Genomic DNA, 26,795 nt, shown 5'->3' with positions numbered 1-26,795 from the left:
CTTTCGGTGAATCAGCACCACGAATGGGATTATGGAACAGCCGATTACCCTCAAGCGGGAGAGGAGGGGATCGCATTTTGGGCGAGAAATTATTTGCTGGATCGGAAAATTCCTGCGAGATTCTTCTACTATTTCACGGCTACAGATACTTTGGTGCCGGTCGGTGGGCTAATCTGCTTCGGGCTCACTCGAGACCAGGATATGGTCTGCCTGGAAAAGGTGGATTCATCTGTATGGGAAGTATCCTCTAGGTCAGACGGTGCTCATTCTCTAATAAATTCAAACCTCGATGCGTTCTTGGAAATAATGGCAATATGTGAAGAAGTAATATCCGGTCACGAACGTGTGAATGATGACGAGCAAGAATTGGAAGAAGAGTTCATCGAACGCTGGATCGAGACATCGAATGACCTTCGGGGGCGGATAGCGATAATTGACCCTCCGTCGCTCTTTGATGGAAGTTATTGGTCTGATTTTTTGAGTGATGTGGCAAACGGTGACTATGAGTAACGGCGAGCTATTGCAGGTGTCCGTTCGATCCTCATCTTAGCGTTTGTATCGTGTGTCGTAGGTTGCACGGGACAATGGGACGCCAGCCGGTTTCGAACGTAACGGCCGGCATGCGGAACTCGCGGCCTGTCAGCCGCAAGCGGTTATCGGCGGTCTTGTTCTCCTCGGTGGGTGCTCGTATGTTGTGGTGCATCTCGGCGTAGGGCGGCGTGATAGGGTATGGGAGCCGATGGGGTCACGGACGAAGCATTGTTGACCGGAACTAAGAGCACCCATTCGATACCTGAGTAGCAGACTCTTAATTCGCGGATTCGTGGTTCAAGTCTCTGGCAGCGCACCCGTTCTGAACTGGGCATTCTCGACAATACGTAAAATGCCTAGCGTTCGTTCTGAGGTGGTTCCAAGGTCGTAAGTTGCTCGGTGGGTGTTCGAAAGCCATGATCTTGTCGCCTGTGGTTGTTGGCCCCCCTGCAGATGATGCACCGTGGCGATTGCGGACGCTTTGAAACGGGACGCGTCAACGCCGATCTGCCAGTTCATAGTCGCCCAGCCGGCCCCGCCAGACGTAGGAGTGACCGCAACAGTTGGCTCGCCTCGACTGCCACTTTGTTCCCGCCAGCCACTTTTACAGGGTAGTCAGGACAATCTCGCTGATGGACTGTCGTTCGTCGTTACCAGAAATGCTCGCGCGGTCGGCGCCCAGAGCACCAGCCCATCCGCCACGCGGCGCGTTAACCCTTGGTGCCGCAGCCATCCCGCAATGGTCGCCACGATGGTGCAAATTCGGATCCGATGAGGGAAGCGACGCAAGTGGGAACGGGGCTGACCTGAGATTCAAAGCCCGCAGGGACCTGCCAGGGTCGGCACGCCGCTGCGGGACTTGCGGGCGGTCAGGCCGCCTGCGGCTTCGCCTCCGTCTCTCCCTCCTCGACCGGGTTCGGGATGTCCCGGACCCACATGCGGCGCTCGCCGTTGACGCGGACCACCTCGACGCCTCCAGGAGCTCTCCGACCTCCAGTTCGCCCCGGTTGAGGTCGGACCGGACCTCCTCGGACATCTGCGTGCAGCATTACCGTTGGCCCGTCGGCCAGCCGGACCAAGGCGTAGCCGCCCGACCTGCCGTTCTCGGGGACCGTTCGGACCACCTCGGCGTCGTGTCGCTCGCCCCCGCGCGGGAGGCCGGCCGTCGCAGAGCGGGACGGGCGGCGGTCGTCGGGCTCGGAATGGCGGTCGCCCGAGCCGATCGGGCGGAGCTGGATCTTGCGTACCTCGACGTCCATGCGGACGACCCCGACCCGCACTTCGGTGCCGATGCCGGCGGGCGGCAGGAGTTTCTCCGGGATGAGGCCGCGCACGCCATGGCCAACGTGGACGAACGCGTCCAGACCTTCCACGATGTTGACGACCCGGCCGGTGAAGATGTGCCCCTCCGGGAACTCCTTCACGAGCAGGTGCCAGGGGTTGGCCTGGCCGGCCAGCAGCGTGTACCGCGTGTAGCCGTCGACCGTCTCGAACGCTCCGTGGAGCACCTGGCCGATGGTGAACAGATGGGTCATGTCGCGACGATCCGGCCCCACTCCACGTCGGCGGCCCCCAGCACGCCCAGCCGACCCTGGTCGGCCTCGACCACGACATGCTCGCGCGTCCGGCTGACGACCCGGGCGGTGGCCGGACGGACGCTGGTGGTCTACACCGGTACGAGCTTGCGCTCGGCCATCGTCTCGCCGCGTAGGATCTGCAGGCGGCTCCGCAACTCGTCTTCCATCCGCTTCGTGTCCTTCCAGAGGGGCGTGTACGAGATGTACCGCAGCCCCGGTATGTCGGAGGGCATGTCGTTCTTGCACTGGGTGAGCGGAATGATCTTCTTGCCGAGCAGGTACGCCCACGCGAACTCGATCACCGCGTTCCGGTTGGACCCCGTGAGGTCGACGAGGACGATCCCGCCCTCCCGCAGGCCGCACCACACGCTCTCCAGCACCGTCTCACCGCCGTAGAGGGAGTCGGCCCGGACAACCCTCATCCCGAGGCCCTCGACGACCGGAACGTAGTGGTCGGAAACCCCTCTAGCGTGGTCGGTGTGATGGGGTCCGACCAGCGAGGCGAGTGCCGCCGATCCGCGGCGGTCGCGTTCGTAGGCCTGGCAGGGCTGTCGCCGTGTCGGCGGCCAGGCGGCGCAGGAGCACCACAGGCGTCCTCCAGTACCTGGTTCGTGCCCAGCGCGAGGCAGCGGGAGGCGTCGCGTGGGCCGCGTCCCCACCGGCACGCACCGCCCCCCGACTCGCACCTCCAAGTCCACGCCCCGTTCCCTGCAGGATTTCGGACACACAAGCTGTCGCGATGACCCGGCTTTGCTGACCACGATGTCGGGGATGATGGGTGCTCCGTGGGTGCTCGTACGTCGCGGTACGTGCCGTCAGGAAGCGACACGATCCGGCCGCCGAACCAACGGAGTCACGTCCGAACCGGCACAACACGACAGCGAGAATACCGATCTGACATGAGAGCAGCGGACTCTTAATCCGCGGGTTAGTGCCGGTGGTATGTGGTGGTCGGTGGACATTGGCCGATCCGGCCTTGAGCTTCTCCCGTTCGCCGGACGCTCGTACGTCAGAAACAGTGGGGATGCTGCGGTCGAAGCGATGCGGCCAAGGGCGTACGCCCGCAGGTGGCTGGTCTGGCCGGTCGTGTAGCCGGTGGTCGCCACGCGAGTCTGGACCGGGCCGAGGAGTGGCTGGCCGGGCGGTTCGAGGAGGTTCTGGAGGTCGGCGGGCCACTGTGCCGCAAGGCGACCTCACGTTGATCTTCGATGGGGTCGGTGTGTCACAGAGTGATCGCAATCTGTGCTCCGAACTCGCCGCAAGCCTGAACCGCCTGGAGGGCCGGTTCGGCGAGGCCGGCGCCGCGGTGGAGCGCGCGCACCTCAAGCTCGACCGGATCCATCGTGACCTCGGCTTCGTGGCTGCACACCGCCCGGCAGGCTTCGGCCGGCTCCGGCCGAGGGCCGATCAGGAGCGCCCTCAGCGGTGGTGACCTCGAGAACGCCGTGCAGGCCGGCATAGTCCACGGTGCTATTACCGTCGGCGTCCAACCCCAGTCGGGTCCCGCACCTTCCAGGCTGGTGGGAGTACCTCTCGCCTAGCAGCGCACGACCCGTTCGACCGCGAGGCCCACCGGCCCGTCGAACCAAGCACGCGAGCGAGGAACTGGGAGCGCCCCCGGCGTACGTGTTCGCGCGAGCACGACGCCCGTCTCGAGCAGATCGTCCGCGAGGCCGTTGCAGGCAGCAACCGGATCGCCGTACTGGCGGGCGGACCGACAAGGGGGTGCCGATCGGGTGCCTATGAAATGCCCGGGCTCACCCCGCCTGAACCTGCAGGTGCCCGGACCCCATATCAAACGGCACAGCCCGCCGCACAGCGCGCGGGACGCTGGGGCGGGGGAACAGGTGACTGTGTTCCCTTCTCTAACAGCTCCTGCCCGAACCCCATGGCGGTGCGCGCTCAACAAGACCATCACCGGCCACGGCCGCGTCGATCTCTCTGCATCGACGAACTGGGATACATGGAACTCGACAAACGCGGCGGCTGACCTGCTCTTCCAGGTCCTCACCGAACGCGAGGAAAAGGCCAGCGTCGCCATCGCCTCCAACGAAGGCTTCGGCGGCTGGACCAAGACCTTCACCGAACCCCGCCTCTGCGCCGCCATCGTCGACCGGCTCACCTTCAACGCCACCATCATCGAAACCGGCACCGACTCCTGCCGACTCGCCCAGACCCGTGCCCGGCAAGCCGTCGAACACGCAACCAGCTGAACAACTGATCTACATCGGCGATGATCGTTCGGGCTACTTTGCAGCTTCGGTGCTGGAGCCGCCTGAGTGGGGTGCCCTCTGACCGAAAGGGAATTCAGAGGAGTCGGCAGGCGACAGCAGAGGGCCAGCGACGGTCGTAACCCCCAGTCGGCCCGAGAACTGATCGGGTGGCCTGACCCGTTCGATCAGCCCGGCTGATGGTCGCTCTCCGGCCGCGATCGCGGCAACGTACTCGTTGGCTTGGGTCATACTCACGCTGGGAGCACATCGCCTGAGGAGCCGGATGGCCGCGACCCGGCCCTCCTGTTCCAACGCTTCACGAATCTCGGTCGCGAACGGGAGGCCGCAGTGAGGATCGGCCTCAGCGGCTCCGGTTGGTTTGATGCGCTGTTCGTAGTCCTCTTCCCAGAGCCCGCAGACGTAGTCGGTGATCGGGATGTGGTGGATGCTTCCATCGTGGTGGTCGACCAGATAGGGACCACCGCCGGCGAGCGCGCCGCTGGTGTTGCCACTGCGAAGGTAGGCCTCCGACTGCGATCCGATGATCCAGCCGAAGCGGTGCTCGGTGACCATACTGATCGCGAGAGTGATCGGCTGGCCGCGCTCCGCGAACTCCCGCTCCTCGGCGCGGAGTAGTCCTTCGACCAAGCGCACGGCGCGGTCTTTGTCGATCACCCATCCATCATCGATGAAGCCAAGACCAGCGGCCACCCGATTTCTTGATCACCTTGCTTGACGACACGATCCTCTCGCAGAGGTGGGGCCACTTGTCGTTCACCGAACACCCGCCGAAGATCACTAAAGTGAGGTGATCTCAGTGAAATCGATTCGGTCAGTAACGCGGCTCTTTGCCAGCGTGCTAGAGCTTTGCCACGTGGTGCCAGATTCCGGCGCGGTTGTGGGCTTTGACACTGGTGGTGGTGTCCTGGACACCTGCGCGCGTGGCAGCATCGTCTCGTGATCACTCGCGTTGAAGAGGGCGAAGCTGTGGTTCAGGGAGATGAAGTGGTCAGGGCCCTGCTGACGGCCATGGCGACCTTGGAGGATCTCGTCGAGGTAGGGCATGACTCGCAATCGGCGTTGAGCACCCTGGAAGACATCGCCTATGAGCTCGGCAGGATGGATTCAAGTAAGCGCCAGCAGTTCATCGAGGTGCTAGAGCGCGTCGCCGCGGAAGAGCCGGGCCGGGCCGTCTGGATCCGAGGTATTCCAGATGCACTGGGCCTTGATCGTTGAGTCCTGAGGACCGAAGGTCACGCGGCTTCAGGGATGGGGCGTCCGTCCCATCGGATGCCCTTTTCACCGCGGACACGGGCCTGCTCGCGGCGTTGAGCGGCCAGCACGTCGGGATGGCGGGCGTTCCTGCTGCGCCAGCGCAGACAATAACGCGCCTTCACGGGCACAGACAGCGCCATCCGGGTAGACACGCGGATGGATCACTCATCCGGAACAGGCGTGGAGCCCCCGATAGAAGAGGTCTCACCACAAGAACAACCTTCTGCGGAAAGCTCCACGTCACCTATCGAGCCACGCTCGATGTCTCCCGTGAACTCACGCGCCATGTCGCCCGGCTGTTGTGGGCCGAACGCCGCCGACGCGCCACACCCAAGGGCAGCAGGGCGTTGACCTGCTTCTGGCAGGCCGTCCTGGTCCTGCGATGGTTCCGCGACCGCACCGACCCGACCGCCCTGGGACGTGATCACGACATCTCGCGGGTAACCGCCTACCGCTACATCGACGAAGTCATCGAGGTACTCGCCGGCCAAGCGGTCGACCTGCACGAGGCACTCCAACGCGCCAAGAACAACGGCCTGTCGCACCTGATCACCGACGGCACGATCATCGAGTCCGACCGGTGTGCCGAGACGACGATGAGCCTCAAAGACGAGGCGATCGATCTTTGGTATTCCGGAAAGGCGCACACCCACGGCGGGAACGTGCTTCGCCGCTTTACGGGCGATGACGGCGGCGTCATATTCGACTTCTCCGCTCATGCCATGCCGCGGGGGTCGATGAGCATCAGGCCGCTATGTCCGATGAGGATGTCGCCTGGTGAGGCGTTGATGTGACAGAGGCCTCGTCGCCGCCGGTGCGGAGGTCTTTGAGGACGGCCAGGGCGTTCCGGCGCTGGTGCGGCGGTGCGATGCTCGTGTTCGGTGCGCGGTCGGCCGGCTCGTTGTCGTCAAGCCGACCTTGTAGCCAGTCGGTGATCGAGGGCGTCGGGCACCGGACTGGTTGGCCGACCATCGACTGGAGCATGGCGGCCATGGCGGTCGGCCCATCCGAGGTAGGGCGGCCGTCGGTTAGGTGGTCGCGGTCCATGTTGGTCCACGTTGAGCATGTAGTTAATCCATAATTCTCCAGCCTGTTGACGAACCCGGAGAGGGATATGAATTAATCCGGACCCCCTCCGGATTAATTCTCCGGCCTGTTGACAAAAATCGGAGAGATTCGCATGCTGGGCTCAGCGTCATTCAGAGACGCCTCGCCGGCGCCGCTTGGCATGAATACGAATATAGATCTCCTGTTCGAGCTATTGCGCGATGCTGCGCGCGCCGGTACCGGCGTCCAGAACGACGAAGGTGGGTGCGATTGGTGAGCACCGATCCCCAGAACGGGCCGCCCATCGGCCGACGGGCGCTGCTGGCCGGTGCGGTCGGCCTCGCCGGTGCGGCCGGGTTCGCCGGCGCGGCGGCGCCGGCCGCGGCCGCGACCGCGGACGGCGCGGCGAGCGGCCGTTATCCGTCGAACTGGCCCGACCTTGAGCCCTACGGTCTCGCGGACACCCGCATGGATCTGTGGCCGAGAAAGGACAACTCCTTCGTCCTGCCGCTCGAGCTGCGCCCGCGCGACGAAGAGCTCGGCCGGGTCTGGATACGCGACGCGTACGTCAACTGCTTCAAAATCGCGGGCCGCCGCCCGCTCTACGTCGCCACCGGCACCACCCGCGTACCCGGCCTGGAGACGGCTGGCCCCTGGAACGACGGGATCTTCATGTGGACGGCAAACTCTCTGCGCGGTCCGTGGCGTTTGGCCGACACGACCGGCATCCGGCCCGGCGCCGAGAAGGGCAAGGTCTGGTCTCCGGAGTTCGCCGGCGAGAACCGGCCCGGGCGCACGGTCGTCGCCCCGTGGCAGGAGTACTGGTACGACGACCGGTTCGGCAAGCGCGGCAACGTCTGGGCGCCGGAGGTGCACTACTTCCGGGACACCTGGTACATCGTCGCGTGCATGGGCGATCGCGCGCACAAAGTCGGCTCGTTCCTGCTGGTGAGCGAGGGCGGGCTCGAGGGCCCGTACCGGCTCATCGAGGGTAACCTCGACAAGCCCTTCGGCGATGCGCTGCCCGACGCGCCGTACATCGATCCCGGGGCGCGTTTTCACATCGACGGCAGCATGTACACCGAGGGCGACGACGCCTGGCTGGTGCTGCACAACAATGTGTACGCCCGGTTCCGGGACGACATGGAGGACATCGTCCCGACGACGAATCTCCCGGTGTTCCAGCAGCAGCCTTACACCCCTGAGCCCTACCTGGAGGGCGCGTACGTCTTCAAGCACGGCGGCAAGTACTACCTGCTGCAGGCCGCGTGGGACCGCACCTCGACGGCCGCGGGCGGCAGCACCCGCTACGCCTACGACACGGACGCCCCCGGCCGGACGCAATACCACTATGACGCGATCGCCGCCGTCGCCGACCATTTCGAGGGCCCGTACTCCCGCCGCTGGACCCTGGGCGTGGGCGCCGGCCACAACAACATCTTCGCGGACGTCGACGGCCGGCTGTGGGCGACCTTCTTCCGCAACCCGAACTTCGGCTACTGGGCCGACCCGGCACGCATCGCCGACGCTGCGGTGCCAGGCGTCGTCCGCCTGGAATGGACCGGCCCACAGGGCAACCGCCTGTACGTCAAACGTGAGAGCCGAGGCCGTGCCGTCAGCGAGTGAGGGCCCAAGGCGAGGGGATCTCTCCGTACGGAGCGTCAGCCCACCCAGCGCACCCGCTGGTTGATCCGCGTCCCCGCCCGGCTGCTCCGCCCGCGTACTTCTACTGGAAAGGGGCACTGTGACCTGCCCGACCGCTCCGAACATCATTTTCGCAATGTCCGATCAGGTCCGCGCCGACTTCACCAAAGGCATGGGCTTCGAACTCGACACGATGCCCTTTCTCGACTCCATCGCCGCCCAAGGGACCCGCTTCCGCCGCGCGTACACCACCGCCCCTGCCTGCGTCCCGGCGCGCACCAGCCTGCTTACCGGCAGATGGCCCAGCACCCACCGCATACGGCAGAACTCCAACACCGACCCGCAGCTGGTGTCGCGCGGCGACGACCTGCTCGATGTGCTGCGCGGCGCCCACTACCAGCTGTTCTACGCCGGTAAGACGCACATGTACCGAAACAAGGCGGCGGACTACGACGCCTTCTCCCAGTACGGGCACACGATGGCGCCGGATACCACCGACGAGCAGCGCGCCTTCACTGCCTATCTGAACTCCATCGACATGGGCCCGACGACCGAACCCACCCCGTTCCCGGCGGAGCAGCAGTACCCGTACCGGATCGTCTCCGACGCCATCCAACAGATAGACGCTCGGGACCCCGACAGGCCGTTCTTCGCCTTCGTCTCCACGCCTGAACCGCACAACCCGTACCAGGTGTCGGAGCCGTACTTCTCGATGTTCGCCGAGGACAAGATCCCCAACCGCATCTCCGGCCCCGCGGCCGCGGAGGCCAAAGGCGGCGCCTACAAGTGGCTACGCGACCTGGTGGAGGAGAAGCGGCCCGGCTACGACGACATCTGGCGCCGCTACCGTGCCACCTACTGCGGCATGCTCCGCCTCATCGACGACCAGTGGCGTCGGCTCGTCGACCACCTGAAGGCGCAGGGACTGTATGACAACACCCTGCTGATCTTCCTCGCCGACCACGGCGACTACACCGCCGAATACGGCCTGCAACGCAAGGGCGCCGGCATCCCCGAGGTCTTGGCGCACATCCCCATGATCGTGCACGGCTGCGGAATCAAGGCCCAGGACAATAAGGAGGACTTCGTCTCGATCGCCGACATCCTGCCCACCGTGTGCGAGGCGATCGGCCGCCCCATCCCCCTGGGGGTCCAGGGCCGCAGTCTGTGGCAGATCCTCACCGGCTCCGACTACCCGGCCGCGGAGTTCGCCGACATCGTCACCGAGCGCGGCTACGGAGGCGTCCCCTATCCCGACGACGCCCGGCCACCGCTGCACTTCCCCTACGAAGGCACCAGGTACGACGAGCTGAACAGCGTGACCCAAAGCGGCTCGTCGCGCATGATCCGGCACGACCACTACAAGCTCTACGAGCATGTCGCGGACGCCGGTGAGCTGTACGACCTCGACAAGGACCCGATGGAGCTGCACAACCGCTGGGACGATCCGAGCCTGCGTAAGATCAAGGCCGATCTCATGCAGCGACTCCAGCGATGGTCGGTCCGGCTCACCGACGACCTGCCGAAGGGGCAGTACAACGCCAAGCTCGCTCCGCACAACTGGTATCGGACCTCGGAGGAGGACGGAGCATGACGGGACCGACCCGCCGCAGCGACGGCCACCGGCAGCCTCCCCCGTCGCGCCGTACGGTCCTGCGCGGCGCCGCCGCCATCACCCTGGCCACGGCAGCCGCCGCAGCCACCGCCGGAACCGCTTCCGCGGCCGGCGCCAGCCCTTCCTCCACGGTCGTCGACTACCCGGGCGCGCAGTGGCTGCCCGCCGACCCCGCCAACTACCGCACCGCGCGGCGCCCTCGCAGCCATCCGATCGACTATGTGGTCATCCACGTCACGCAGGAGCACTTCGACGACGCCGTCGCCGTCTTCCAGAACCCCGCCCGGAAGACCTCCGCCCACTACGTGGTCCGCTCGGCCGACGGCCACATCGGCCAGTGTGTCCGGGAGAAGGACATCGCCTGGCACGCCAATGATCCCGACTACGACAACCGCAGCATCGGCATCACACACGAGGGTTGGGTCAATTCCACCGCCTGGTTCACCGAGGAGATGTACGCCGCGTCCGCGGCGCTCACCGCGGCCGTGTGCGCGCGCCATGCGATTCCACTGAACCGTACCCACATCTTGGGTCACCACGAGGTGTCCAGCGCCACCCACACCGACCCCGGAGCCAACTGGGACTGGGACCACTATCTCGAACTGGTGCGCAAGGTGAGAACCCACAGGTGAAACGCACCCTCCGAGGGGTGGTTGGCGGCCCGGCGGGTGGCGTCTCCGGGTTCGGCGAGCAACCAGGGCGCGACCGACCAGTCCGGGTAGAGCGCGGACATGCCTGGGACGTCGGTGTCCTCCTCCAGGTCGCCGACGAGGAATCCGCGGTCGAGTAGGCCGCGCCAGCAGTCGATGACCGTGCGGGCCCCGGTAGGGGAGGGGCGCGTCCACGTGTGGCGAACAACTCGTGGGCGTGGATGCGCAGTGGCAGGGTGTACTGCTGAATCTCAGCCCAGAGCAGGGGCAGCCCGATCATGCGGGCGGTGTGGATGCGGTGGGTGCCGCTGGAGCCGCGTTCGTAGAGCGGGCCGGCTGGGCCGGGCACGCGAATCACGTCGAGCGGTTCGCCGTCGAAATTCCACGCCTTGAGCACCGCCTGGGAGTCGCCGCCGAGTAGGGCTCTGGTCAGAATTTCGGGCGTGTTGGGCCGGTGGTTCTTGAAGTCGTTCCAGGCATTGCCGCCGCTGGCGACGGACGCGGCGGCGACCTTCGTCGGATCGATCCAGCCGGTGGTCACCGTTACGCCCAGGTAGGCGGTCTCGTCACGTTCGCCGCGCCCGCCGTGGACCAGCTCCCCGAGAGGGGTAGCGAGAGGTTCGTCGGCATTGAGCCGCCGGGCTGCGTCGGCGAGCATCTCCGCGGTCCGGTCGGCGGGCCAGCGGCCGGCGAACCCGGAGGTCACCTCCGCGAAGGCTATCCGGTCGTCCGCGGGCTGGTGATCCCACGCATGCCGAGCGTTGATGACCGCGCGTTCGGTGATGTCGGAACGATTGCCAGGATGGCCGGGCCGATATCCGCGCTCGGGCAGACGCCGCGGTGGTCTGGGGGTTCGGCGTTCCAGTCGATGGCGAGCGGGCGGCTTGCCGGCACGCTCCACAGTCGGAGCATGTCCGGTACGGCTTCGGGCACCGCGGACAGTAGAGCCGGGTCAGGGTGATCGTGTCGGCGTGGAAGAAATCGCAGGCCAGAATCCCGGATGCCTGAGCGCCCCAACTCGGTCCGGACCGTCGTGGAGCGGGATCGATGCCGGCCTTGTGCAGGATTCTCCAGACAGTGGCCGTACCCACGCTATGACCCATGGCGGCCAGGGGCATCGCCATACTCAAGGAGCTGCTGGCCCTCGTCCGCCCCAAGCCCGACAAGGGCGACAGCGAGGACAAGACGCCGCCGTCCGCAGCAGAAATCCTTGACCACATCAAGGCCTCCCTAGAAAAGGGCGTCGAACCAGGGTCCGCGAAGTACACCGCCCTCGCGGAGCGGATCAAGCTCCTGCGGGACCGGATCATCCAGAACGCCCAGGACGCCTTGGAGTTCCTGTCCGAAGCACTCCGAATCGCTCGCGCCATCGTGGACGCCGAGAAACACCCCGACGAGGCCGTCGTCGTGTTGGACGACGACCACGTAGGTGTCCTGTCGCGGATCATCCACGACCACGCACCGCCCGGACTCACAATCACGGAGAGGAACCTGGCCGAGAAGATCGACCAGGTAGTCACCCGCACCCTCGCCCGGTCATGGGACAACGCCGACGCTCGCAACCGAGGCGTCCGTCGCGCCACCGCCGCCGTCTTCCGCCGGTACATGCTGAAACCGGTGGGGGAACCGTATGACTCCACCGTCGCCTACATCGAAGCCCACTACCTCGTGGACTGACGTCCTTGAGGTAGTGGTTACCAGCAGAAGCAACTAGTGGAGGCCCGGGTTATCCCGGAGCCTCCACATGTGCGGTCGGATCGTGTCCGAGGCCGGAGTTAAACCAATTTCCCACCATCGTCATCCCTCTCGGGTATGTCCCTCTCGATGTCGCCTCGCTGGTCGACGGGCCGGAGGCGTAAGGGATCATGGCGAATCCTCAGTCCGGCTGGGCGATCGGTCTATACGACTCTCAGTGTGGTGGTGTTGGCTGGGATCGCGGCGAGCCTGGCGGCGAACGTGGCCGTCGCTGAGCCTTCGGCGGTTGGCCGGCTGATCGCCGCCTGGCCAAGCTGTGCTCTGATCGGCTCGTACGAGCTCTGGGTGCGCCAGGTCAGGCACGCTGCCGCCCGGAAGACGCCGCGTGCGCAGGTGCCTGATACGAGCCCCGCGGCGAACGAGGTCGGGTCATACGTGCCTCATACGAGGCTGACCAGCGACTTGCGTGGGGGTCGCTCCATACACCGCGGGTCGAGGCTGCGATGCGTGGAGTCCCACGACATCTGTTCGTCCCCGACGCCGCGGTCGAGAAGGCCTATGCTCACGACGGCGTCATCACCCACCCGGGGGCAGACGGCCGACCTCGCAGCATGGCTTCCGCGCCGGGAATCGTCGCGCAGGTGCTTGAGCAACTCGACGTGCAGCCGGGCCACCGCGTCCTGGAGATCGGGGCGGGGACGGGCTACAACGCTGCGCTCCTTGCGCATCTGGTGGGCCCGGACGGGCACGTCACGACTATCGATATCGATGGAGACGTCGTCGAACGGCAGGATCGTGGTGCCGCTGCGGGTGCGTGGGCTGACGCGTTCGGTCGCACTCGAACGCGGGAATGGCTTCTGGCGGAGTCGATCCATGATCTACTGCGGGTTCATTCCGATGCGAGGCGCCGGGTACTGCCCCGAGTCAACCGTCAGACTCCGCGACGACATCGAGGTCTTCCTGCGACTCGATGACCGGCAATCCGCGGACCCCGAGGCACTCGGTGGCGCCCTCAAGCACCCCGCCTGCCACACCTGGCTGGGCGTGAACGCCACGGAATCCGAGCTCGGCCACATTGAGTTTTGGCTGGCCACCATGGATGGGTTCTGCCACCTCCTCGCACGCGGCGACGCGATCGAAGGCATGCTCGTCGAGCCCATGTACCGCTGGGGCAGTATGGGCGTCTTCGATCTTGATACCTTCGCTTACCTCACCATGCGGGAGGCTCCCCGTGGCGACGACCGGACGAGAACCTTCGAACTGGGCGTGTGCGCATACGGCCCGCAGGGCGAACAGCTGGCCGACCGTGTCACTGAGCAGATTCGCCGCTGAGACCGTCACGGCCGATCATTGACCAACACCTGGATCGAGGTTCACCCAGCCGGAACCGCCACCGAGGTCGTCGGCCACCTGGTCGCGGAAAAACGGCACACGCGCATCATTGTTCGAACCGCGCCGGTCAGCTGAGCTTCAAGTTTCCGTTGCCCGATCGAGCAGCCTGGCGGCCCATATAGCTGGCAAGCACCCGACAACGGTAACCGGAGGTCTGGTGGACCTGGCTGAGTTGGCTTCTGAGCTGCTGCGGCGGCGAGACCTCGACCAGGAGGTCAGGAAGAACGCATTCGGCGGGCGGTGGACCGCCTTGTGCCTAGATCGGTCGGCCGGTACGGGACCGTGCTGAGAGTGCCCCGGGTTGCGGCAACGATGATGTGCTGGCGGGCGTCGGCGTCGACGCCAAGGCCCGCGTGATGGGCGTGGCCGAGAGCCGGGACGCGGCGTTGGAGCGGCTCGTCGAGCGCGCCCAGGCCGCCGGCTCGGTGCGCGCGGACATCGACATGGTCGACGTCCGCACGCTGCTCAACAGCATGCACTTCGCCGCCGAACGGGAGAACGGCGGCGTGGTGATGGCACGGCGCATGATGACAGTCATCTGCGACGGCCTGCGAGCCGGGACGCGCCGACCGGGGCGCCGAACCAGCGGGTCAGTGCCCCCGCAGCCCCGTGTCGTCGCGCGGGTCGTCGGTGGTTCGCTTCCATGCGGATCGTTGTCACGGAACCGGGCATGGAGGACACGGCTAAGCAGGTTGATGCGCCTGCCAGCCGAGTGCCGGGCCGAGCTTGGTGGCCAGGTCGGTAAGGATCTGGACATAGTCGTCATGGTCAAAGGTGAAGGGCAGCGCGAACGCGACCTCGTCGATCTCCTGAAACGCGGCGTGGGAATAGAGCCGTTCGGCGATCTCCGCGGAGGTGCCGACGAGATCGGGGGCGAACATCATGCGTGCCGGTCCCTGTGGCGCGGCGGTACGTGGCATCCGTTTCCGCGCGTACTCCTCGTACTTCGCGCGCTGCTCCGGTGAGGCGGTGTCGGTCGGGATGACGACGAGCCCCTGAGAGACACGGGCCCGTTGGCCGTCGGGATGGTGGGCGCGGAACGCCCGGATGTGGGAGAGCTGGATTTCGGCGAAGTTCTCCGACTCTTCCGCCTTGACGACGCTGCTGGTCAAGAAGTTCATGCCATGGGCGCCGGCCCAACGAGCCGACCGCAGGCTCGCGCCGCCATACCACATGCGGCCGCCCAGCCCCTCGGCGTGAGGCTGGACACGGTCGGAGAACACCTCGAAGCCCCCCATGCCGCTGAATTCGGTGGCCGGCTCACCGCGTACGAAGTCGAGCAGTCGTCGCACGCGGTCGTAACTGAAGTCTTCGACGTCGGCGGTGTCGGGATACAGCGCCTGCTTGACGCGGTCGTAGTGCATCGGCGGACCGACACTGACACCCGGATTGAGGCGCCCGCCGGACAGGACGTCGACCGTTGCCAGGTCCTCGGCCAGTCTCAGCGGATTCTCCCAGCCGAGGGGAATCACGGCAGTGCCCAGATCAATGCGGCTCGTGCGCTGAGAGGCCGCCGCCAGGACGGCGACCGGAGAGGAGATGCCGTACTGAAGATGACGGTGCCGTACCCAGGCGCTGTCGAAACCGAGCTCCTCACCCAGTTCGATGATCTGAAGTGTCGAGTCGTGACCGAGACGAGGAGCGGCCTCATCGAACAGGCCAATGGTCAAAAAGCCCAGCTTCCGCAGCGGTTTCGAGCTCAGCGGCATCGTGCCCCCTTGAGAGATCCGACCGTAGGAGGAGAGCAGAGCCACGAAGCCGTCTCCTGCCGCTCCTCAATTTAAAGCGCGTGTGACGACCCTCTAAGCCTCGATCCACCGATTAACGGCCGTGTCAGAGGCCGGACATGAGGGCGCGGATTCCCTCTGAGCTGGGATGATGGGACTTCCTACGGTTCCACATCCGCGGTTGGAGAGAACACCCGCGAGATGCAAGGGTGAAACTTCCAGCAGGACGGGATCTCATCTCGGCGGCCCGCGTCGGGAGGATCGCGGGGTCATCTTCTTCCGGCGGGCCAAGGACGTCCATGACGATGTCGCTGAGCGGGATGGGGAGTCAGCGGCGCAGACGATGTCAACCCGATGCATATGACCTATGTCACACGATAGCCGGTCAGGGGTGAGAACGTCTCGTCGCTCATTAGCGGTACCCATCGGCCGTGCTGGGCGTGCCTGGTGCGGCGGCGCGTTCGGCCGCGCTCGGGAACAGGTGGGCGAAGGTGGCCTCCAGTTGCTGCTGCGCGGCACGGTCGAGGGTGGTCCGGAGGTTCTTTGACGTGTCGGCGACGGTGTCGGTGCCCGCGCGGCGGGTAGTCCGTGCCGAAGACGAGGTGATCCACCCCGACCATCTGTACCGCGGGAACGATGCCGGCGGCCCCGCCGCCGATCGCGGTGTCCAGATAGAGGCCGCCGAGCTGCTCCGTCAGCTGCTCCGAGGCCAGCTGTAGCGGGTTCGCGACCCAGGACTCGCGTCCGAGGAGCGCGATGCGGTCCTGCAGCGTGGGGAGTACGCCCCCGGCGTGGGCGAGGACAAGGCGGAGATTCCGGTACCGCAGCAACACTCCGGCGAAGATCGCGTCGACGATGGTGCGGGCCATGTCCATCGGGTACTCGATCAGCGGTCCCGGCCGGCCGAGCCCCAACTGGTCGAACGCCGGCGGCAGCGCCGGGTGCACGAACAACGGCAGCTGATGCTGGTCGAGCTTGGCGAACACCGCCTCGAAGCGGCCGTCGCCGAAGTACACGCCGTCGTAGTTGGTCGCGACGGCGAACCCGTCAGCGTGCAGCTGATCGGTCGCGTAACGGATCTCGTCGACGGCGCGGTCGGGCTCCGCCATCGGCAGCGCCGCCAGCAGCCCGAACCGGTCCGGGTGCGCCGCCACGATGTCGGCGGTTCGGTCGTTCCACTTCCTCGCCTGCTCCGCGTCCAGCGCACCCGGCATCGACAGCAGCTGCAACGCGATGCCCTGCTCGTCCATGAATTGCAGCGGCGCACCGCGGTTGATCAATCGTGTCCGGTCCTACCGGCGATCGTGCCCTCCACCCTCCACCTGCCCCGGCACTGGCACTGGCACTGGCAGCACGCCTGGATACAACTGTTCGACACCGTTCACGCCCCACCCGAAACTATCTGACCTGCCTCATCCACCCCGTCCGACAGGGCCCGACCACCCCCCGAGACGTGGAAAAGCTGGACAGACCAGCCGATCACCCCTACCCACCGCAGACCAGAAACCCATCACCTAAGCGAAAAACGACCGAAAGACCATCACCGACATTCACCGGTGATCGAGGTTAAGTCTGTGGTCCCGTATATCGGAAATAGGGGTCAGGCGCGGGTTGGGAGCGGTCCCCAGCCCTTTCTAGGGTCGTGTCGCTCTATGGGTGCGGCCGAGGAGGGGCATGCGGGAGGATTCGCGTTCACCGTTGGTCATCGCGATCGTTGGGGCGGGGCCCGCCGGGACGATCCTCTTGGAACGCCTCGTCGCCAATTGCGCAGTCCTTGGTCGGCGGTCGCTCGAGATCAACCTGATCGATCCGTATCCGCCCGGAGGAGGGCGGGTGTGGCGACGGGAACAGCCGGAACTGCTCTGGATGAACTCACTGGCGGCCGACGTGACCGTGTTCACCGACGACACCGTACGCATGGACGGGCCGGTACGGAGCGGGCCGTCGCTGTATGAGTGGTCGGCCGAGCTGGGGTCTGGGTCTTTCGCGACAAGGAGACAGCTGAACGACTACCTCTCCTGGTGCTTCAGGCGCATCGCGGACTCGGCGCCGCCGGAGGTGACCGTGCGGGCGCACCGGGGTGAGGCCGTCGACCTCACTGAGGAACATGGCCGCCAGCGTGTCTGGATGGCGGGTCGCGGAGCACCGATCGAGGCCGATGTCGTCGTGCTGACGCAGGGGCACCTCGACGCCGAACCAGGAGGGGAGCACCGTGAGCTCGCTTTATATGCCGACACGCATGGCCTCACGTACTTACCGCCGCACTACGCCTCCGACGTCGACCTGGGGGTTCTCGCCCCGGGCGAGCCGGTCATCATGCGCGGGATGGGACTCGGCTTCATCGACGACATGGTGCTGCTGACCGAGGGCCGCGGCGGCCGGTTCGACGCGAAGTTCCGCTACCTGCCGTCGGGACGGGAACCGATCATGTATGTGACGTCCCGGCGGGGCGTGCCGCACCACTCCAAGATCACCACGAGCCTCAGGGCCGATCGGCCGGCCGGGCCGCGCTACTTCACCCCGGAGGCCGTGGCGCGGCTGCACGCCGAGCGTGGGCCGCTGGCGCTGGACGATCTCGGGCCGCTGATCACCAAGGAGCTCGGCTGGCATTACTACCATGAGCTCTTCAACGGCCATCCCGGCCGCGTGACACTGCCCTGGAGGGACTTCCAGCAGCGTTACGACGACGTGGGCGCGGTTGCGGCACTGATCGAGGCGGCGGTTCCCAGGCCGGAGGATCGGTTCGGTCTTGAACGGCTCGTCGATCCCCTGGGCGAGCGCACCTTCGGCGATCTGGACGAACTGCGGGCGTGGATGCTGCGGCACGTCGCCCGCAACGTACGTCGCCACGCCGATCCCGCGCACAGCGCCGACCTCGGGATCTCCCACGGAATGTTGACCGTCTTCGGCGCGCTCGCGCACGCGCTGGCCACGGGCCGTCTCTCCGCCCGGGCCCGCGCGGTCGAACTGGGCACATGGGCGCGAGGCGTCTTCAGCTTCTATTCCAGCGGTCCGCCGCCGCGTCGGCTGCTCGAACTCGAAGGGCTGGCCCGGGCGGGAGTCGTGCGCTTCGTGGGGGCGATGGACACCCTCACGGCCGGCGATGGCGTTTTCCGCGTCACCAGCGCCACCGTGCCCGGCGTCGCGCTGGAGGCGCGGGCCCTGGTGGAGGCCAGACTTCCCGAGCCCACTCTGCGCCGTACCCGTGACCCGCTTCTGCGCGCGCTTTACGGGCGGGGGGAGGTGACCGAGGAGACGCTCGAGGAATCGGGGACCGTGTACCGCCTGGGACGGGTGGCGGTCGACGCCCACCGGCTCATCACCCGGAACGGCGTTCACGCCCGCCGGTTCGCACTCGGGTACGGGGTGGGCGGCATCTTCACACCGGTCGGGTTCACCCGGCCGCGCGCCAACGGCATCGCCTTCCGGAATGCGGATGCGCTGGCGCGGACGCTGCTGATCGAGATCGGCGTCGCCGCCAACCCCTGATCCGGCCGATGCGGCCCCTAACAGAATCCTGGATTCAGGGGTCGCGGTCTTTTTCGGAGAGTGCCCAGAATATCCTGCAGCCCCATTTCTCAGCGAACCGCCGGAGAATCGTTAATGCGTTCCTCGAAAAGCGAATTCCGCCTCGGTTATGGTCTCGCCGCGGTCCTGCTGTCGCTGGCCGCGTGTACGGCCGGCGGCGGTTCCGGGACCGTACCGGCCACTCCGGTGCGCGGCGGAACCCTGACGTACGCCATCGACACGGCGCCGTTGTGTCTCGACCCGCACGTCAGCACCGAGGACATGACCGCCGAGGTCCAGCGCAACGTCTTGGACTCCCTGGTGTACGAGGACGCCTCCGGCGCGTTCCATCCCTGGCTCGCGACGTCCTGGAGCATCGCGAAGGATCTCAAGAGCTACACGTTCGAGCTGAGGCGGGACGTGACCTTCACCGACGGCACCCCCTTCGATGCCGAGGCCGTGAAGGCCAACTTCGACCACATCACCGCCAAGAACACCAAATCGCAGTACGCCGTGAACCTGCTCGGCCCGTACCGGGAGACCGAGGTCCTCGATCGGTACCGTGTCAGGGTCAGCTTCACGAGGCCCTTCGCCCCCTTTCTGCAGGCCGCCAGCACGAGCTACCTGGGGATCTACTCTCCCAGGACGCTAAAGGACAACGCGGACAAGCTCTGCGGCGGCGGGAGCGCGTCGGTCGGCACCGGACCGTTCACTGAGGTCCGCTACGTCAAGGGGCAGAGCATCGAGTTCGTCCGCAACCCTAAGTACAACTGGCCGCCGGAGCCGGCCAAGCACCGCGGGCCCGCCTATCTCGAGCGCGTCAACTTCCGCATTCTCCGGGAGAACTCGACCCGCGTCGGCGCGCTGACCAGCGGCCAGGTCGACGTGGCCAGGGCGCTGCCGCCCGCCCAAATGAGGACGGTCGAGGCCGGCCGGACCGTCAAGATCCTCCGCAGGGACGCCCCGGGCGGCATCTACGGTCTCTACCTCAACACCACGAACGGCCCGCTGACCGACGAGCGTGTCCGTGTCGCCGTCCAGCGTGGGATCAACATCGACCAGGACGTCAGGACGGTGTACTTCGGCCAGTACAAGCGTGCGTGGAGCCCGCTGTCGCCGAGCACGCCCGGGTACGACGCGCGCCTGGCCGGAAGCTGGCCCTACGACCCGGCGATGGCCGGCTCATTGCTCGACCAGGCGGGCTGGACGGGACGCGACCAGGCAGGCTTTCGCACCAAGGCCGGCCGGCGGCTGACGCTGGAATGGCCCGCGCTGCCCTCCGGCGACGCCAGAGAGAACCGCGAGATGCTCGCGCAGGCCGTCCAGGCGGACCTCAAGAAGATCGGTGTGCAGGTCATCCGGCCGCGCTACGACGTCGGTGCGTACAGCACGAAGGTGAACGCGGGCAGGTTCGGAATACTCGACTTCAGCTGGGCGCGCTTCGAACCCGACCTGCTCCGCTCCTTCTTCAACAGCGCCAGCGGCCCGCCCTCGGGCCAGAACGCCTCGTTCCTCAAGGACGGCGAGGTGGACAGGTGGACCGACGACGCCGCCGCCACCGTCGACCGAGCGACGCGGAACGCGCTTTATGCGAAGACGCAGGAAAAGGTGATCAAGCTCGGTGCGGCCGTCCCGCTCTACGTGCCGACGGCACTCACCGGTGTCGGGCCGCACGCCCACGGGGTCACCCTCGACCCGAACAACTGGCTGCTCTTCTACGACGCCTGGCGGGACGGTAAATGAGCATCCTGCGAGGAGCCGCCTGGCGTCTGCTGGGCGCGGGGACCGTGCTGCTGGGCGCCGCGACCCTGGCGTTCGCCGCGCTCCAGCTCCTGCCGGGCGACCGGGTGTCCCGGCTGCTCGGCCCGATGACCTCGGCGTCGCCCGCCGTACGCGAGCAGATCAGCCGTGACTACGGGCTGGACCGGCCGGTAATCGTGCAGTATGCGCGCTATCTCGCCGACCTGGGACGCGGGAACCTCGGCACCTCCTACCAGCTGCAGCAACCGGTAGTGTCCCTGATCGGCAAGCAGCTCTGGCCGACGGTGCAGCTCGCGCTGGCCGCCCTGGTCCTGGCGCTGCTCATCGCCGCGGTCAGCGCCATCGCCACGGCCGGGCGCCGCCCGCGGCTGCGGGCCGCCGTTTCGGCCGTCGAGCTGGTGGCCGTCTCCACGCCGTCGTTCTGGATGGGCATCCTGCTGCTGACGGTCTTTTCGTTCCGCCTTCGGCTCTTCCCCGTCACCGGAGCGGAGGGACCGGTCTCGCTGGTGTTGCCCGCGCTCGCGCTCGCGCTCTCGATCGCGGGTGTGCTCTCCCAAGTGCTCCGCGATGGCCTTGAGACGGCGCTCGCAATGCCGTTCGTACTCACCGCCCAGGCGCGCGGGTTGAGCCAGACCGCGGTGCGGCTGCGGCACGCACTCCGGCACGCGGCGCTGCCGCTGGTGACCCTGACGGGCTGGCTGATGGGCACCCTGCTCGGCGGTGTGGTCCCGATCGAAACGGTCTTCGGCCGTCCGGGACTCGGCACGCTCATCCTGCAGGCGGTGACCAGCGGCGACATGCCGGTGGTCATGGGCCTCGTGCTCCTCTCGGCGCTCGTGTTCGTCATCGTGTCCACGGTGGTCGACCTGCTCTACCTGGCGATCGACCCACGTCTGCGAGCCGGCGAGGCGGCCGTATGACCGGGCTCGCCCGGCGGCCCGTGATCGTCGTCGCGGGCGTGGTCCTCGCGTTGTTCGCACTGGTGGCGATCGCGCCCGGCCTCTTCACCGGGGCATCACCGACCGGAACCGACCTGAGTGCCGCGCTCCAGGGCCCCAGCGGCGCGCACTGGTTCGGAACCGACCAGCTCGGCCGCGACATCTTCGCACGGGTCGTCTACGGCAGCCGGCCCGCGCTGCTCCTCGCCCTGAGTGCGACAGTCCTCGCCGTGCTGGGGGGAATCGTCGTGGGCCTCACCGCCGGCCTCGGCGGCCGCGGTGCCGACCAGATCACGATGCGCCTGGCCGACGTCTTCCTGGCTTTGCCGCCGCTTTTGCTCGCGTTGCTCGTGGTCGCGGTCATGGGAGCCGGAACGGGCACCGTGGCCTTCGCCGTCGCGACCGCGCTCATCCCCGCGTACGGGCGCGTCGTACGAGCGGAAGCCAAGGTCGTGCGAAGGTCGGGCTATGTCGAAGCCGCGGTGGGGCTCGGATTGCCACGCCCGCTCCTCATCGTGCGACACATCCTGCCCAACTCGCTCGGCCCGGTGCTCACCCTGGCGACCGTGGGCTTCGGCACGGCCCTGCTCTACTCGTCGGTGTTGAGTTTCCTCGGGCTGGGCACCAAGCCGCCCGATCCCGAGTGGGGATCGATGCTCTCGGAGGGCCGCGACTTCCTGGCCACGGCCTGGTGGATCGCGATCTTTCCCGGCGCGGCCCTCACCCTCGTCGTGATCGCAGTCAATGTCGTGGGCGGATACGCCCGGGCCCGCTTCGCCGGAAGGACCCCACAGTGACGGGATCGCCGCTGCTGACCGTGGAAGACCTGGCCGTGACCTTCCGTAACGGCGGGGAGCCGGTGTCGGCCGTACGGGACGTGTCCTTCGACCTGGACCGGGGCGAGTGCCTGGCGATCGTCGGTGAGTCGGGATCCGGCAAGAGCGTCACCGCCCGGGCCCTCGTCGGCCTCGCCGGCCGCCGCGCCACGGTGCGCGCTCGCAGGATCGCCTTTTCCGGGACGGACCTGACCGGATTGAGGGAGTCCCGCTGGCGCGAGATCCGAGGCAGCCGCATCGCCCTCATCCATCAGGACGCCCTGGTGGCGCTGGACCCGCTGCGCCGCGTCGGTGCGGAGATCGCCGAGACCCTGCTCACGCACCGTGCGACCGCCCGTCGCGACGTGCCCGAGAAGGTGCGCTCGCTCCTCGACGAGGTGGGCGTTCCGGAACCGGCCGTGCGGGCCCGCCAGTACCCGCACCAGCTGTCGGGCGGGCTGCGGCAACGGGCGCTGATCGCCGCCGCGGTCGCCGCCGGGCCGGAGCTGCTGCTCGCCGACGAGCCCACCACCGCCCTCGACGCGACCGTGCAGGCGCAGGTGCTCGATCTGCTCCGCGACCTGAAGCGCGACGGCACCGCCCTGCTGCTGATCAGCCATGATCTGGCCGTGGTCGCGGGGCTCGCCGACCGGGTCGCGGTCATGCACGGTGGGCGGATCGTCGAGCACGGTCCGGCCGAGCAGATCACCAAGGAGCCGCGGCACCCCTACACGCGTGCCCTGCTCGCGGCCGTTCCGGGGTTGCACTCACGGGCGGGACGGCTGTCGCTCGCGCGGGCGAACGGGCCCGCCCCGGGTCCGGACGGATGCACGTACGCGGCCCGCTGCCCCCGCGCCGACGAGCGATGCCGCACCCGCCTCCCCGAGCCGACCGGGACCGGGGCACGGTGCTGGCATCCCGAATCCGGTCCGGTCGAGGCGCCCGGACGCACGGCGTTCGACCGTCAGACGCGAGCGAGCGACGAGGTACTGGTCGAGGTACGCGGGATCTCCCGCCGGTTCCGGTCGCCCGGCCGCGCCTGGCGCGACGCCGTACGCGACGTGTCGTTCGAGCTGAGGGCGAGAGAGGCGCTGGGGGTGGTCGGCGAGTCGGGCTCGGGGAAGACCAGCGTCGCCCGGATCGTGCTCGGCCTGCTGGAGCCCGACGGTGGCGTCGTGCGGTTCGGCGGCGAGCCGTGGTCCGGGATCGGCGAACGCGCCCGGCGCGGACGGCGTGGGCGCATCCAGGCGATCTACCAGGACCCGCTCAGCTCATTCGATCCCCGGTACACGGTCGAGTGGATCCTGGGTGAGGCGGCCGGGGCGGCCGGCGTACCGAGAGGGCGGCAGCGCGCGGAGCGGATCGCTGAGCTCCTCGGCCTGGTCGGGCTGCCGGAGGAGCTGTCGCGGCGGCGGCCCTCGGAGCTGTCGGGCGGTCAGCGCCAGCGGGTGGCGATCGCGCGCGCCCTCGCGCCCGAGCCCCGCGTCCTGGTCTGTGACGAGCCGGTGTCGGCACTGGACGTATCGGTGCAGGCGCAGATCCTCGACCTGCTCGCGGACCTGCGTCAGGAGTTCGGCGTGGCGATCCTGTTCATCTCTCACGACCTGGGCGTCATCGGCCATATCAGCGACCAGATCATGGTCATGAAGGAGGGGCGCGTCGTGGAGACGGGCGCGGCCGGGGACATCTTCACCGCTCCCGCGCACCCGCACACGCGGGAACTCCTCGCGGCGATCCCGCGTGCGCGGGGTCTGACGGATCTCAGCCGGGCACCAGGCGCACCGGCAGGTCAGTGATCCCGTTGAACTGATAGGAACGGAGCCGCTTCACCGGGCCGGTGATCTCGAACCGGGCCACCCTGTCGGCCAGCGTGCGGAACATCAACTCGATCTCCAGCAGGGCGAGGTGGCGGCCGAGGCAGAAGTGCGGGCCGCCGCCACCGAATCCCAGGTGCGGGTTGGGATCGCGCCCGATGTCGAAGGTGAACGGGCCGGCGAAGACGTCCTCGTCCCGGTTGGCCGACGTCAGATGCATCACCATCTTCTCGCCCGCGCTGACGGCCTGCCCGCCGAGCTCCATGTCGGCCACCGCGGTGCGCCGGAACACCTTGGTCGGCGTGACCCATCGGACGACCTCCTCGGCGGCGGTGCGCGCCAGCGCCGGATCGGCCCGCAGCCGCTCCCACTGCTCGGGGTGCCGGGCGAAGGCCTCGACACCGCCCGCGATGGCGTAGCGGGTGGTCTCGTTCCCGGCCACCGTGAGCAGCACGAAGAACGCCTGGAACTCTCCCTCGGTCAGCGCGTGTCCCGCGTCATCCGCGGCGATCAGCTTGGTCACGACGTCATCGGCCGGGCAGGTGCGCTTCTCGGCGCCCACGGCCCCCGCGTACGCCATCATCTCCGCGGCGGCGACGCGGGCGGCCTCGGCCCCGCCCGAACCGTCGTCGGACTCGCCGGCGATGCCCTTGGACCATTCGAAGATCCGATGCCGGTCCTCTCGCGGCAGTCCCATCACCTCGGCGATCACCACGAGGGGGAGTTCGGCCGCGACCGGGCCGACGAGGTCCTCGGCACCCGAGGCGAGGAACGCGTCCACGATCCGCTCGCACTCGCGCGCGATGTCGTCCCGCATGCGCCCGATGACGCGTGGGGTGAAGCCGCGGTTGACCAGTCCCCGGATCCGGCTGTGCGCGGGGGGATCCTGGTTGAGCATCATCATCCGCTGCATGGCGACGGCGACCTCGTCGAACTCCAGTGGCTGCGCGCCCTTGGCGTACGAGGAGAACAGCTCGGGATGGCGTGCGACGTAGAGGACGTCGGCGTGCCGGGTGACGGCCCAGTGCCCCTCGGGCAGCTGGGGATCGGGGTTGCGGTACACCGGCGCCTCGGTGCGCAGCAGCGCGAAGTCGTCGTGCGGGACGCCCTCGAGGTACCGGTCCTGGTCGAATACGTCGATTTCCCGGGTGATTGTCATCAGCGCTTTCTCCGGACCTGTCAGTTCGAGACGGATCGCAGCGGGTTGAGCCACTGCGCGCCGAGTTCGGCGCGCAGCCGGGAATCGGTGACACCGAGCCCCTCCTCGGGGGCGGCGCAGAGTACGCCGACCTTTCCGACGTGCCGGTTCTGCTGTACCAGGCGGGCCGCCTCACCGGTCTCCGCGAGCGGGTAGACGGCCGAGAGCACCGAGGAGAGCCGGCCCTGCCGGTAGAGGCGCAGCAACTGTGCCGCCTCGTGCAGGTTCATGCCGTGGCTGCCGATGACGCGCTTGAGGTTCATCCAGAAGTAGCGGTTGTCGAAGGTGTGCTCGTAGCCCGTGCTCGAACCGCAGGTCACGACGGTGCCGCCGCGGGCCGCCACGATGACGGAGATGCCGAAGGTCGCCCGGCCGACGTAGTCGAACACCACGGTGGGGTCCTCGCCGACCGCCGAGCGCACGGCACGGCCCAGGCGCTTGGCGCGCTTGCCGGTGTCCTCCGAGTCGTCGCCGAGACCGACCTCCTCGCGGTTGATGACGACGTCGCAGCCGAGCCTCTTGGCGAACTCGCCCTTCTCCTCGGAGGAGACGACGCCGACGGCGATGCCGCCGCCGTTGCGCACCAGCTGCGCGGCGAACGAACCGAGCCCGCCCGCGGCACCCCAGATCAGCACGATGTCGCCCTGCTTGATCCGCGCCCCCTTGTCGCTGACGAGCATCCGGTAGGAGGTCCCGCCGCAGAGTGGGATGCAGGCGGCCTCCTCCCACGTCAGGTGGGGTGGCTTGGGGAGGAGCTGACTGGCGCGCACCACCGCGTAGTGCGCGAGCCCGCCGAAGTTGGTCTCATACCCCCAGGCCTTCTGGCCGACGCCGAGCATCCCGTCGGCGTGCGTGACGGGGTCCTGGTCGTCCACGTAGGCGGGGTTCACACAGACGTGGTCGCCGACCTGCCAGTTGCGCACGCCCGCGCCGGTGCGCACGATGACGCCGGCCGCGTCCGACCCCACGACCTGGTGCGGCTGGTCGTGCCGGGCCGCCCAGCCGCCTGACTTCGCCAGCCGCTTGAGCATGTCGAACGTCGACACCGGCTCGAAGATCGACTGCCAGACGGTGTTGTAGTTGATCGAACTGGCCATGACCGCGACCAGCGCCTCGTCCGGTGCCAGCTCGGGCATCGGCACCCGGCCGACGCGCAGGGTCCGGCGCACGTCCTTGTCGGCCTCGCCGGCCTGCAGGCCGACGTCCTCGTGGCGGAGATGGGCGGCCAGGTAATCCTTGGGGACCGGGGTGCGGATCAGCTCGTCCGGCGTCGCGCCGCTGACCGCTGCCGCGATGAGCGCATCCATATTAATTCTCCTCGCAGTTGAAGTGATAGATCGCCCTTGCATAGAACGCTACGGTCAATGTCTTCCCAGACAACCCCTATCGGGCCGTT

General features: G+C 67.4%; 22 protein-coding genes and 3 pseudogenes. 17 read left to right on the top strand and 8 right to left on the bottom strand.

The window, feature by feature from the left end; genetic code table 11:
• The first annotated feature begins 6 nt into the window (after positions 1-6).
• A complete protein-coding gene (locus OG417_RS34315; RefSeq protein ID WP_329237598.1) occupies positions 7-510 on the top strand; it encodes an SUKH-4 family immunity protein in 504 nt (167 codons plus the stop codon).
• A gap of 890 nt (positions 511-1,400) precedes the next feature.
• Here the strand turns inward: OG417_RS34315 and OG417_RS34310 are convergent.
• Positions 1,401-2,066 (bottom strand): S1 RNA-binding domain-containing protein, encoded by a 666-nt coding sequence (locus OG417_RS34310; RefSeq protein ID WP_329237595.1) that lies wholly within the window; start codon positions 2,064-2,066, stop codon positions 1,401-1,403.
• Positions 2,067-2,197: 131 nt separating this feature from the next.
• Positions 2,198-2,530: a hypothetical protein gene (locus tag OG417_RS34305; protein WP_329237592.1), complete on the bottom strand. Its 333-nt coding sequence runs from the start codon at positions 2,528-2,530 to the stop codon at positions 2,198-2,200.
• Between the two features lie 776 nt (positions 2,531-3,306).
• On the opposite strand from OG417_RS34305, the gene OG417_RS34300 reads away from it, so the two are divergent.
• The gene (locus OG417_RS34300) at positions 3,307-3,540 is read left to right on the top strand and encodes a hypothetical protein (RefSeq protein ID WP_329237589.1); all 234 of its coding nucleotides are present in this window, start codon (positions 3,307-3,309) and stop codon (positions 3,538-3,540) included.
• Positions 3,541-3,955: 415 nt separating this feature from the next.
• Positions 3,956-4,321, top strand: coding sequence for an ATP-binding protein (locus OG417_RS34295; protein ID WP_329237586.1), 366 nt, complete (start codon positions 3,956-3,958; stop codon positions 4,319-4,321).
• Between the two features lie 33 nt (positions 4,322-4,354).
• On the opposite strand, the gene OG417_RS34290 is transcribed toward OG417_RS34295, so the two are convergent.
• Entirely contained in the window at positions 4,355-4,996 is a 642-nt protein-coding gene (locus tag OG417_RS34290; RefSeq protein ID WP_329237583.1) for a YrhB domain-containing protein, read from the bottom strand.
• Between the two features lie 282 nt (positions 4,997-5,278).
• Here OG417_RS34290 and OG417_RS34285 point away from each other — a divergent pair, with 282 nt between their 5' ends.
• Positions 5,279-5,557 (top strand): hypothetical protein, encoded by a 279-nt coding sequence (locus OG417_RS34285; protein WP_329237581.1) that lies wholly within the window; start codon positions 5,279-5,281, stop codon positions 5,555-5,557.
• Positions 5,558-5,574: 17 nt separating this feature from the next.
• On the opposite strand, the pseudogene OG417_RS54520 reads toward OG417_RS34285, so the two are convergent.
• Positions 5,575-5,700: pseudogene (locus OG417_RS54520) on the bottom strand (IS630 family transposase); the annotation flags it as partial.
• Positions 5,701-5,943: 243 nt separating this feature from the next.
• Here OG417_RS54520 and OG417_RS54515 point away from each other — a divergent pair.
• The 8 genes and pseudogenes from OG417_RS54515 to OG417_RS54505 all read left to right on the top strand — a co-directional run.
• Positions 5,944-6,390, top strand: a complete 447-nt coding sequence (locus OG417_RS54515; protein WP_442875591.1) for a hypothetical protein — start codon at positions 5,944-5,946, stop codon at positions 6,388-6,390.
• Positions 6,391-6,916: 526 nt separating this feature from the next.
• Positions 6,917-8,269 (top strand): family 43 glycosylhydrolase, encoded by a 1,353-nt coding sequence (locus OG417_RS34275; RefSeq protein ID WP_329237578.1) that lies wholly within the window; start codon positions 6,917-6,919, stop codon positions 8,267-8,269.
• A gap of 118 nt (positions 8,270-8,387) precedes the next feature.
• On the top strand, positions 8,388-9,881 hold the full coding sequence (locus tag OG417_RS34270; RefSeq protein WP_329237575.1) for a sulfatase-like hydrolase/transferase: 1,494 nt from the start codon (positions 8,388-8,390) through the stop codon (positions 9,879-9,881).
• A complete protein-coding gene (locus OG417_RS34265) occupies positions 9,878-10,534 on the top strand; it encodes an N-acetylmuramoyl-L-alanine amidase (protein ID WP_329237573.1) in 657 nt (218 codons plus the stop codon). Before OG417_RS34270 ends, OG417_RS34265 begins: the two co-directional genes overlap by 4 nt.
• A 1,119-nt stretch (positions 10,535-11,653) precedes the next feature.
• The gene (locus tag OG417_RS34260) at positions 11,654-12,229 is read left to right on the top strand and encodes a hypothetical protein (RefSeq protein WP_329237569.1); all 576 of its coding nucleotides are present in this window, start codon (positions 11,654-11,656) and stop codon (positions 12,227-12,229) included.
• Positions 12,230-12,750: 521 nt separating this feature from the next.
• Positions 12,751-12,981 (top strand): annotated as a pseudogene (locus tag OG417_RS54510) (methyltransferase, FxLD system); the annotation flags it as partial.
• A 34-nt stretch (positions 12,982-13,015) separates the two neighbouring features.
• On the top strand, positions 13,016-13,579 hold the full coding sequence (locus tag OG417_RS34250; protein ID WP_329237564.1) for a hypothetical protein: 564 nt from the start codon (positions 13,016-13,018) through the stop codon (positions 13,577-13,579).
• A gap of 377 nt (positions 13,580-13,956) precedes the next feature.
• Positions 13,957-14,184: pseudogene (locus OG417_RS54505) on the top strand (SbtR family transcriptional regulator); the annotation flags it as partial.
• Between the two features lie 138 nt (positions 14,185-14,322).
• Here OG417_RS54505 and OG417_RS34245 read toward each other — a convergent pair.
• Together OG417_RS34245 and OG417_RS34240 are read right to left on the bottom strand one after the other, a co-directional pair.
• Positions 14,323-15,393 carry an LLM class flavin-dependent oxidoreductase gene (locus OG417_RS34245; protein WP_329237561.1) on the bottom strand — a complete coding sequence of 357 codons (1,071 nt, stop codon included), beginning with the start codon at positions 15,391-15,393 and terminating at the stop codon, positions 14,323-14,325.
• Positions 15,394-15,731: 338 nt separating this feature from the next.
• Positions 15,732-16,616 (bottom strand): amidohydrolase family protein, encoded by an 885-nt coding sequence (locus tag OG417_RS34240; RefSeq protein WP_329237558.1) that lies wholly within the window; start codon positions 16,614-16,616, stop codon positions 15,732-15,734.
• Positions 16,617-17,040: 424 nt separating this feature from the next.
• Here OG417_RS34240 and OG417_RS34235 point away from each other — a divergent pair, with 424 nt between their 5' ends.
• The 5 genes from OG417_RS34235 to OG417_RS34215 all read left to right on the top strand — a co-directional run bounded on the left by OG417_RS34235 (position 17,041) and on the right by OG417_RS34215 (position 24,183).
• The gene (locus OG417_RS34235; RefSeq protein ID WP_329237555.1) at positions 17,041-18,855 is read left to right on the top strand and encodes an FAD/NAD(P)-binding protein; all 1,815 of its coding nucleotides are present in this window, start codon (positions 17,041-17,043) and stop codon (positions 18,853-18,855) included.
• Positions 18,856-18,969: 114 nt separating this feature from the next.
• The gene (locus OG417_RS34230; RefSeq protein ID WP_329237553.1) at positions 18,970-20,616 is read left to right on the top strand and encodes an ABC transporter substrate-binding protein; all 1,647 of its coding nucleotides are present in this window, start codon (positions 18,970-18,972) and stop codon (positions 20,614-20,616) included.
• Complete coding sequence (locus OG417_RS34225) at positions 20,613-21,554, top strand: ABC transporter permease (RefSeq protein WP_329237550.1); 942 nt, start codon at positions 20,613-20,615, stop codon at positions 21,552-21,554. The genes OG417_RS34230 and OG417_RS34225 overlap by 4 nt, the downstream gene beginning before the upstream one ends.
• Positions 21,551-22,369, top strand: a complete 819-nt coding sequence (locus tag OG417_RS34220) for an ABC transporter permease (RefSeq protein ID WP_329237547.1) — start codon at positions 21,551-21,553, stop codon at positions 22,367-22,369. The genes OG417_RS34225 and OG417_RS34220 overlap by 4 nt, the downstream gene beginning before the upstream one ends.
• The gene (locus tag OG417_RS34215) at positions 22,366-24,183 is read left to right on the top strand and encodes an ABC transporter ATP-binding protein (protein ID WP_329237544.1); all 1,818 of its coding nucleotides are present in this window, start codon (positions 22,366-22,368) and stop codon (positions 24,181-24,183) included. Before OG417_RS34220 ends, OG417_RS34215 begins: the two co-directional genes overlap by 4 nt.
• Here the strand turns inward: OG417_RS34215 and OG417_RS34210 are convergent.
• Positions 24,149-25,360: a cytochrome P450 gene (locus tag OG417_RS34210; RefSeq protein WP_329237541.1), complete on the bottom strand. Its 1,212-nt coding sequence runs from the start codon at positions 25,358-25,360 to the stop codon at positions 24,149-24,151. The genes OG417_RS34215 and OG417_RS34210 overlap by 35 nt on opposite strands.
• A 20-nt stretch (positions 25,361-25,380) precedes the next feature.
• Positions 25,381-26,706: a crotonyl-CoA carboxylase/reductase gene (gene ccrA / locus OG417_RS34205; protein ID WP_329237538.1), complete on the bottom strand. Its 1,326-nt coding sequence runs from the start codon at positions 26,704-26,706 to the stop codon at positions 25,381-25,383.
• Between the last annotated feature and the right edge of the window lie 89 nt (positions 26,707-26,795).

The organism is Actinoallomurus sp. NBC_01490, assembly GCF_036227085.1.
GTDB lineage: Bacteria > Actinomycetota > Actinomycetes > Streptosporangiales > Streptosporangiaceae > Actinoallomurus > Actinoallomurus oryzae.
The sequence above is the reverse complement of the archived record's forward strand: the minus strand, read 5'-3'. Positions and strand labels throughout refer to the sequence as shown.

What these genes read in the sequence shown, in the direction of transcription:
- OG417_RS34310 (WP_329237595.1), bottom strand. Translation starts at nt 2,066, where the DNA reads ATGACCCATCTGTTCACCATCGGCCAGGTGCTCCACGGAGCGTTCGAG.
- OG417_RS34305 (WP_329237592.1), bottom strand. Translation starts at nt 2,530, where the DNA reads ATGAGGGTTGTCCGGGCCGACTCCCTCTACGGCGGTGAGACGGTGCTG.
- OG417_RS34265 (WP_329237573.1), top strand. Translation starts at nt 9,878, where the DNA reads ATGACGGGACCGACCCGCCGCAGCGACGGCCACCGGCAGCCTCCCCCG.
- OG417_RS34260 (WP_329237569.1), top strand. Translation starts at nt 11,654, where the DNA reads ATGGCGGCCAGGGGCATCGCCATACTCAAGGAGCTGCTGGCCCTCGTC.
- OG417_RS34250 (WP_329237564.1), top strand. Translation starts at nt 13,016, where the DNA reads ATGGAGACGTCGTCGAACGGCAGGATCGTGGTGCCGCTGCGGGTGCGT.
- OG417_RS34240 (WP_329237558.1), bottom strand. Translation starts at nt 16,616, where the DNA reads ATGGACGAGCAGGGCATCGCGTTGCAGCTGCTGTCGATGCCGGGTGCG.
- OG417_RS34235 (WP_329237555.1), top strand. Translation starts at nt 17,041, where the DNA reads ATGCGGGAGGATTCGCGTTCACCGTTGGTCATCGCGATCGTTGGGGCG.
- OG417_RS34230 (WP_329237553.1), top strand. Translation starts at nt 18,970, where the DNA reads ATGCGTTCCTCGAAAAGCGAATTCCGCCTCGGTTATGGTCTCGCCGCG.
- OG417_RS34225 (WP_329237550.1), top strand. Translation starts at nt 20,613, where the DNA reads ATGAGCATCCTGCGAGGAGCCGCCTGGCGTCTGCTGGGCGCGGGGACC.
- OG417_RS34220 (WP_329237547.1), top strand. Translation starts at nt 21,551, where the DNA reads ATGACCGGGCTCGCCCGGCGGCCCGTGATCGTCGTCGCGGGCGTGGTC.
- OG417_RS34210 (WP_329237541.1), bottom strand. Translation starts at nt 25,360, where the DNA reads ATGACAATCACCCGGGAAATCGACGTATTCGACCAGGACCGGTACCTC.
- ccrA (WP_329237538.1), bottom strand. Translation starts at nt 26,706, where the DNA reads ATGGATGCGCTCATCGCGGCAGCGGTCAGCGGCGCGACGCCGGACGAG.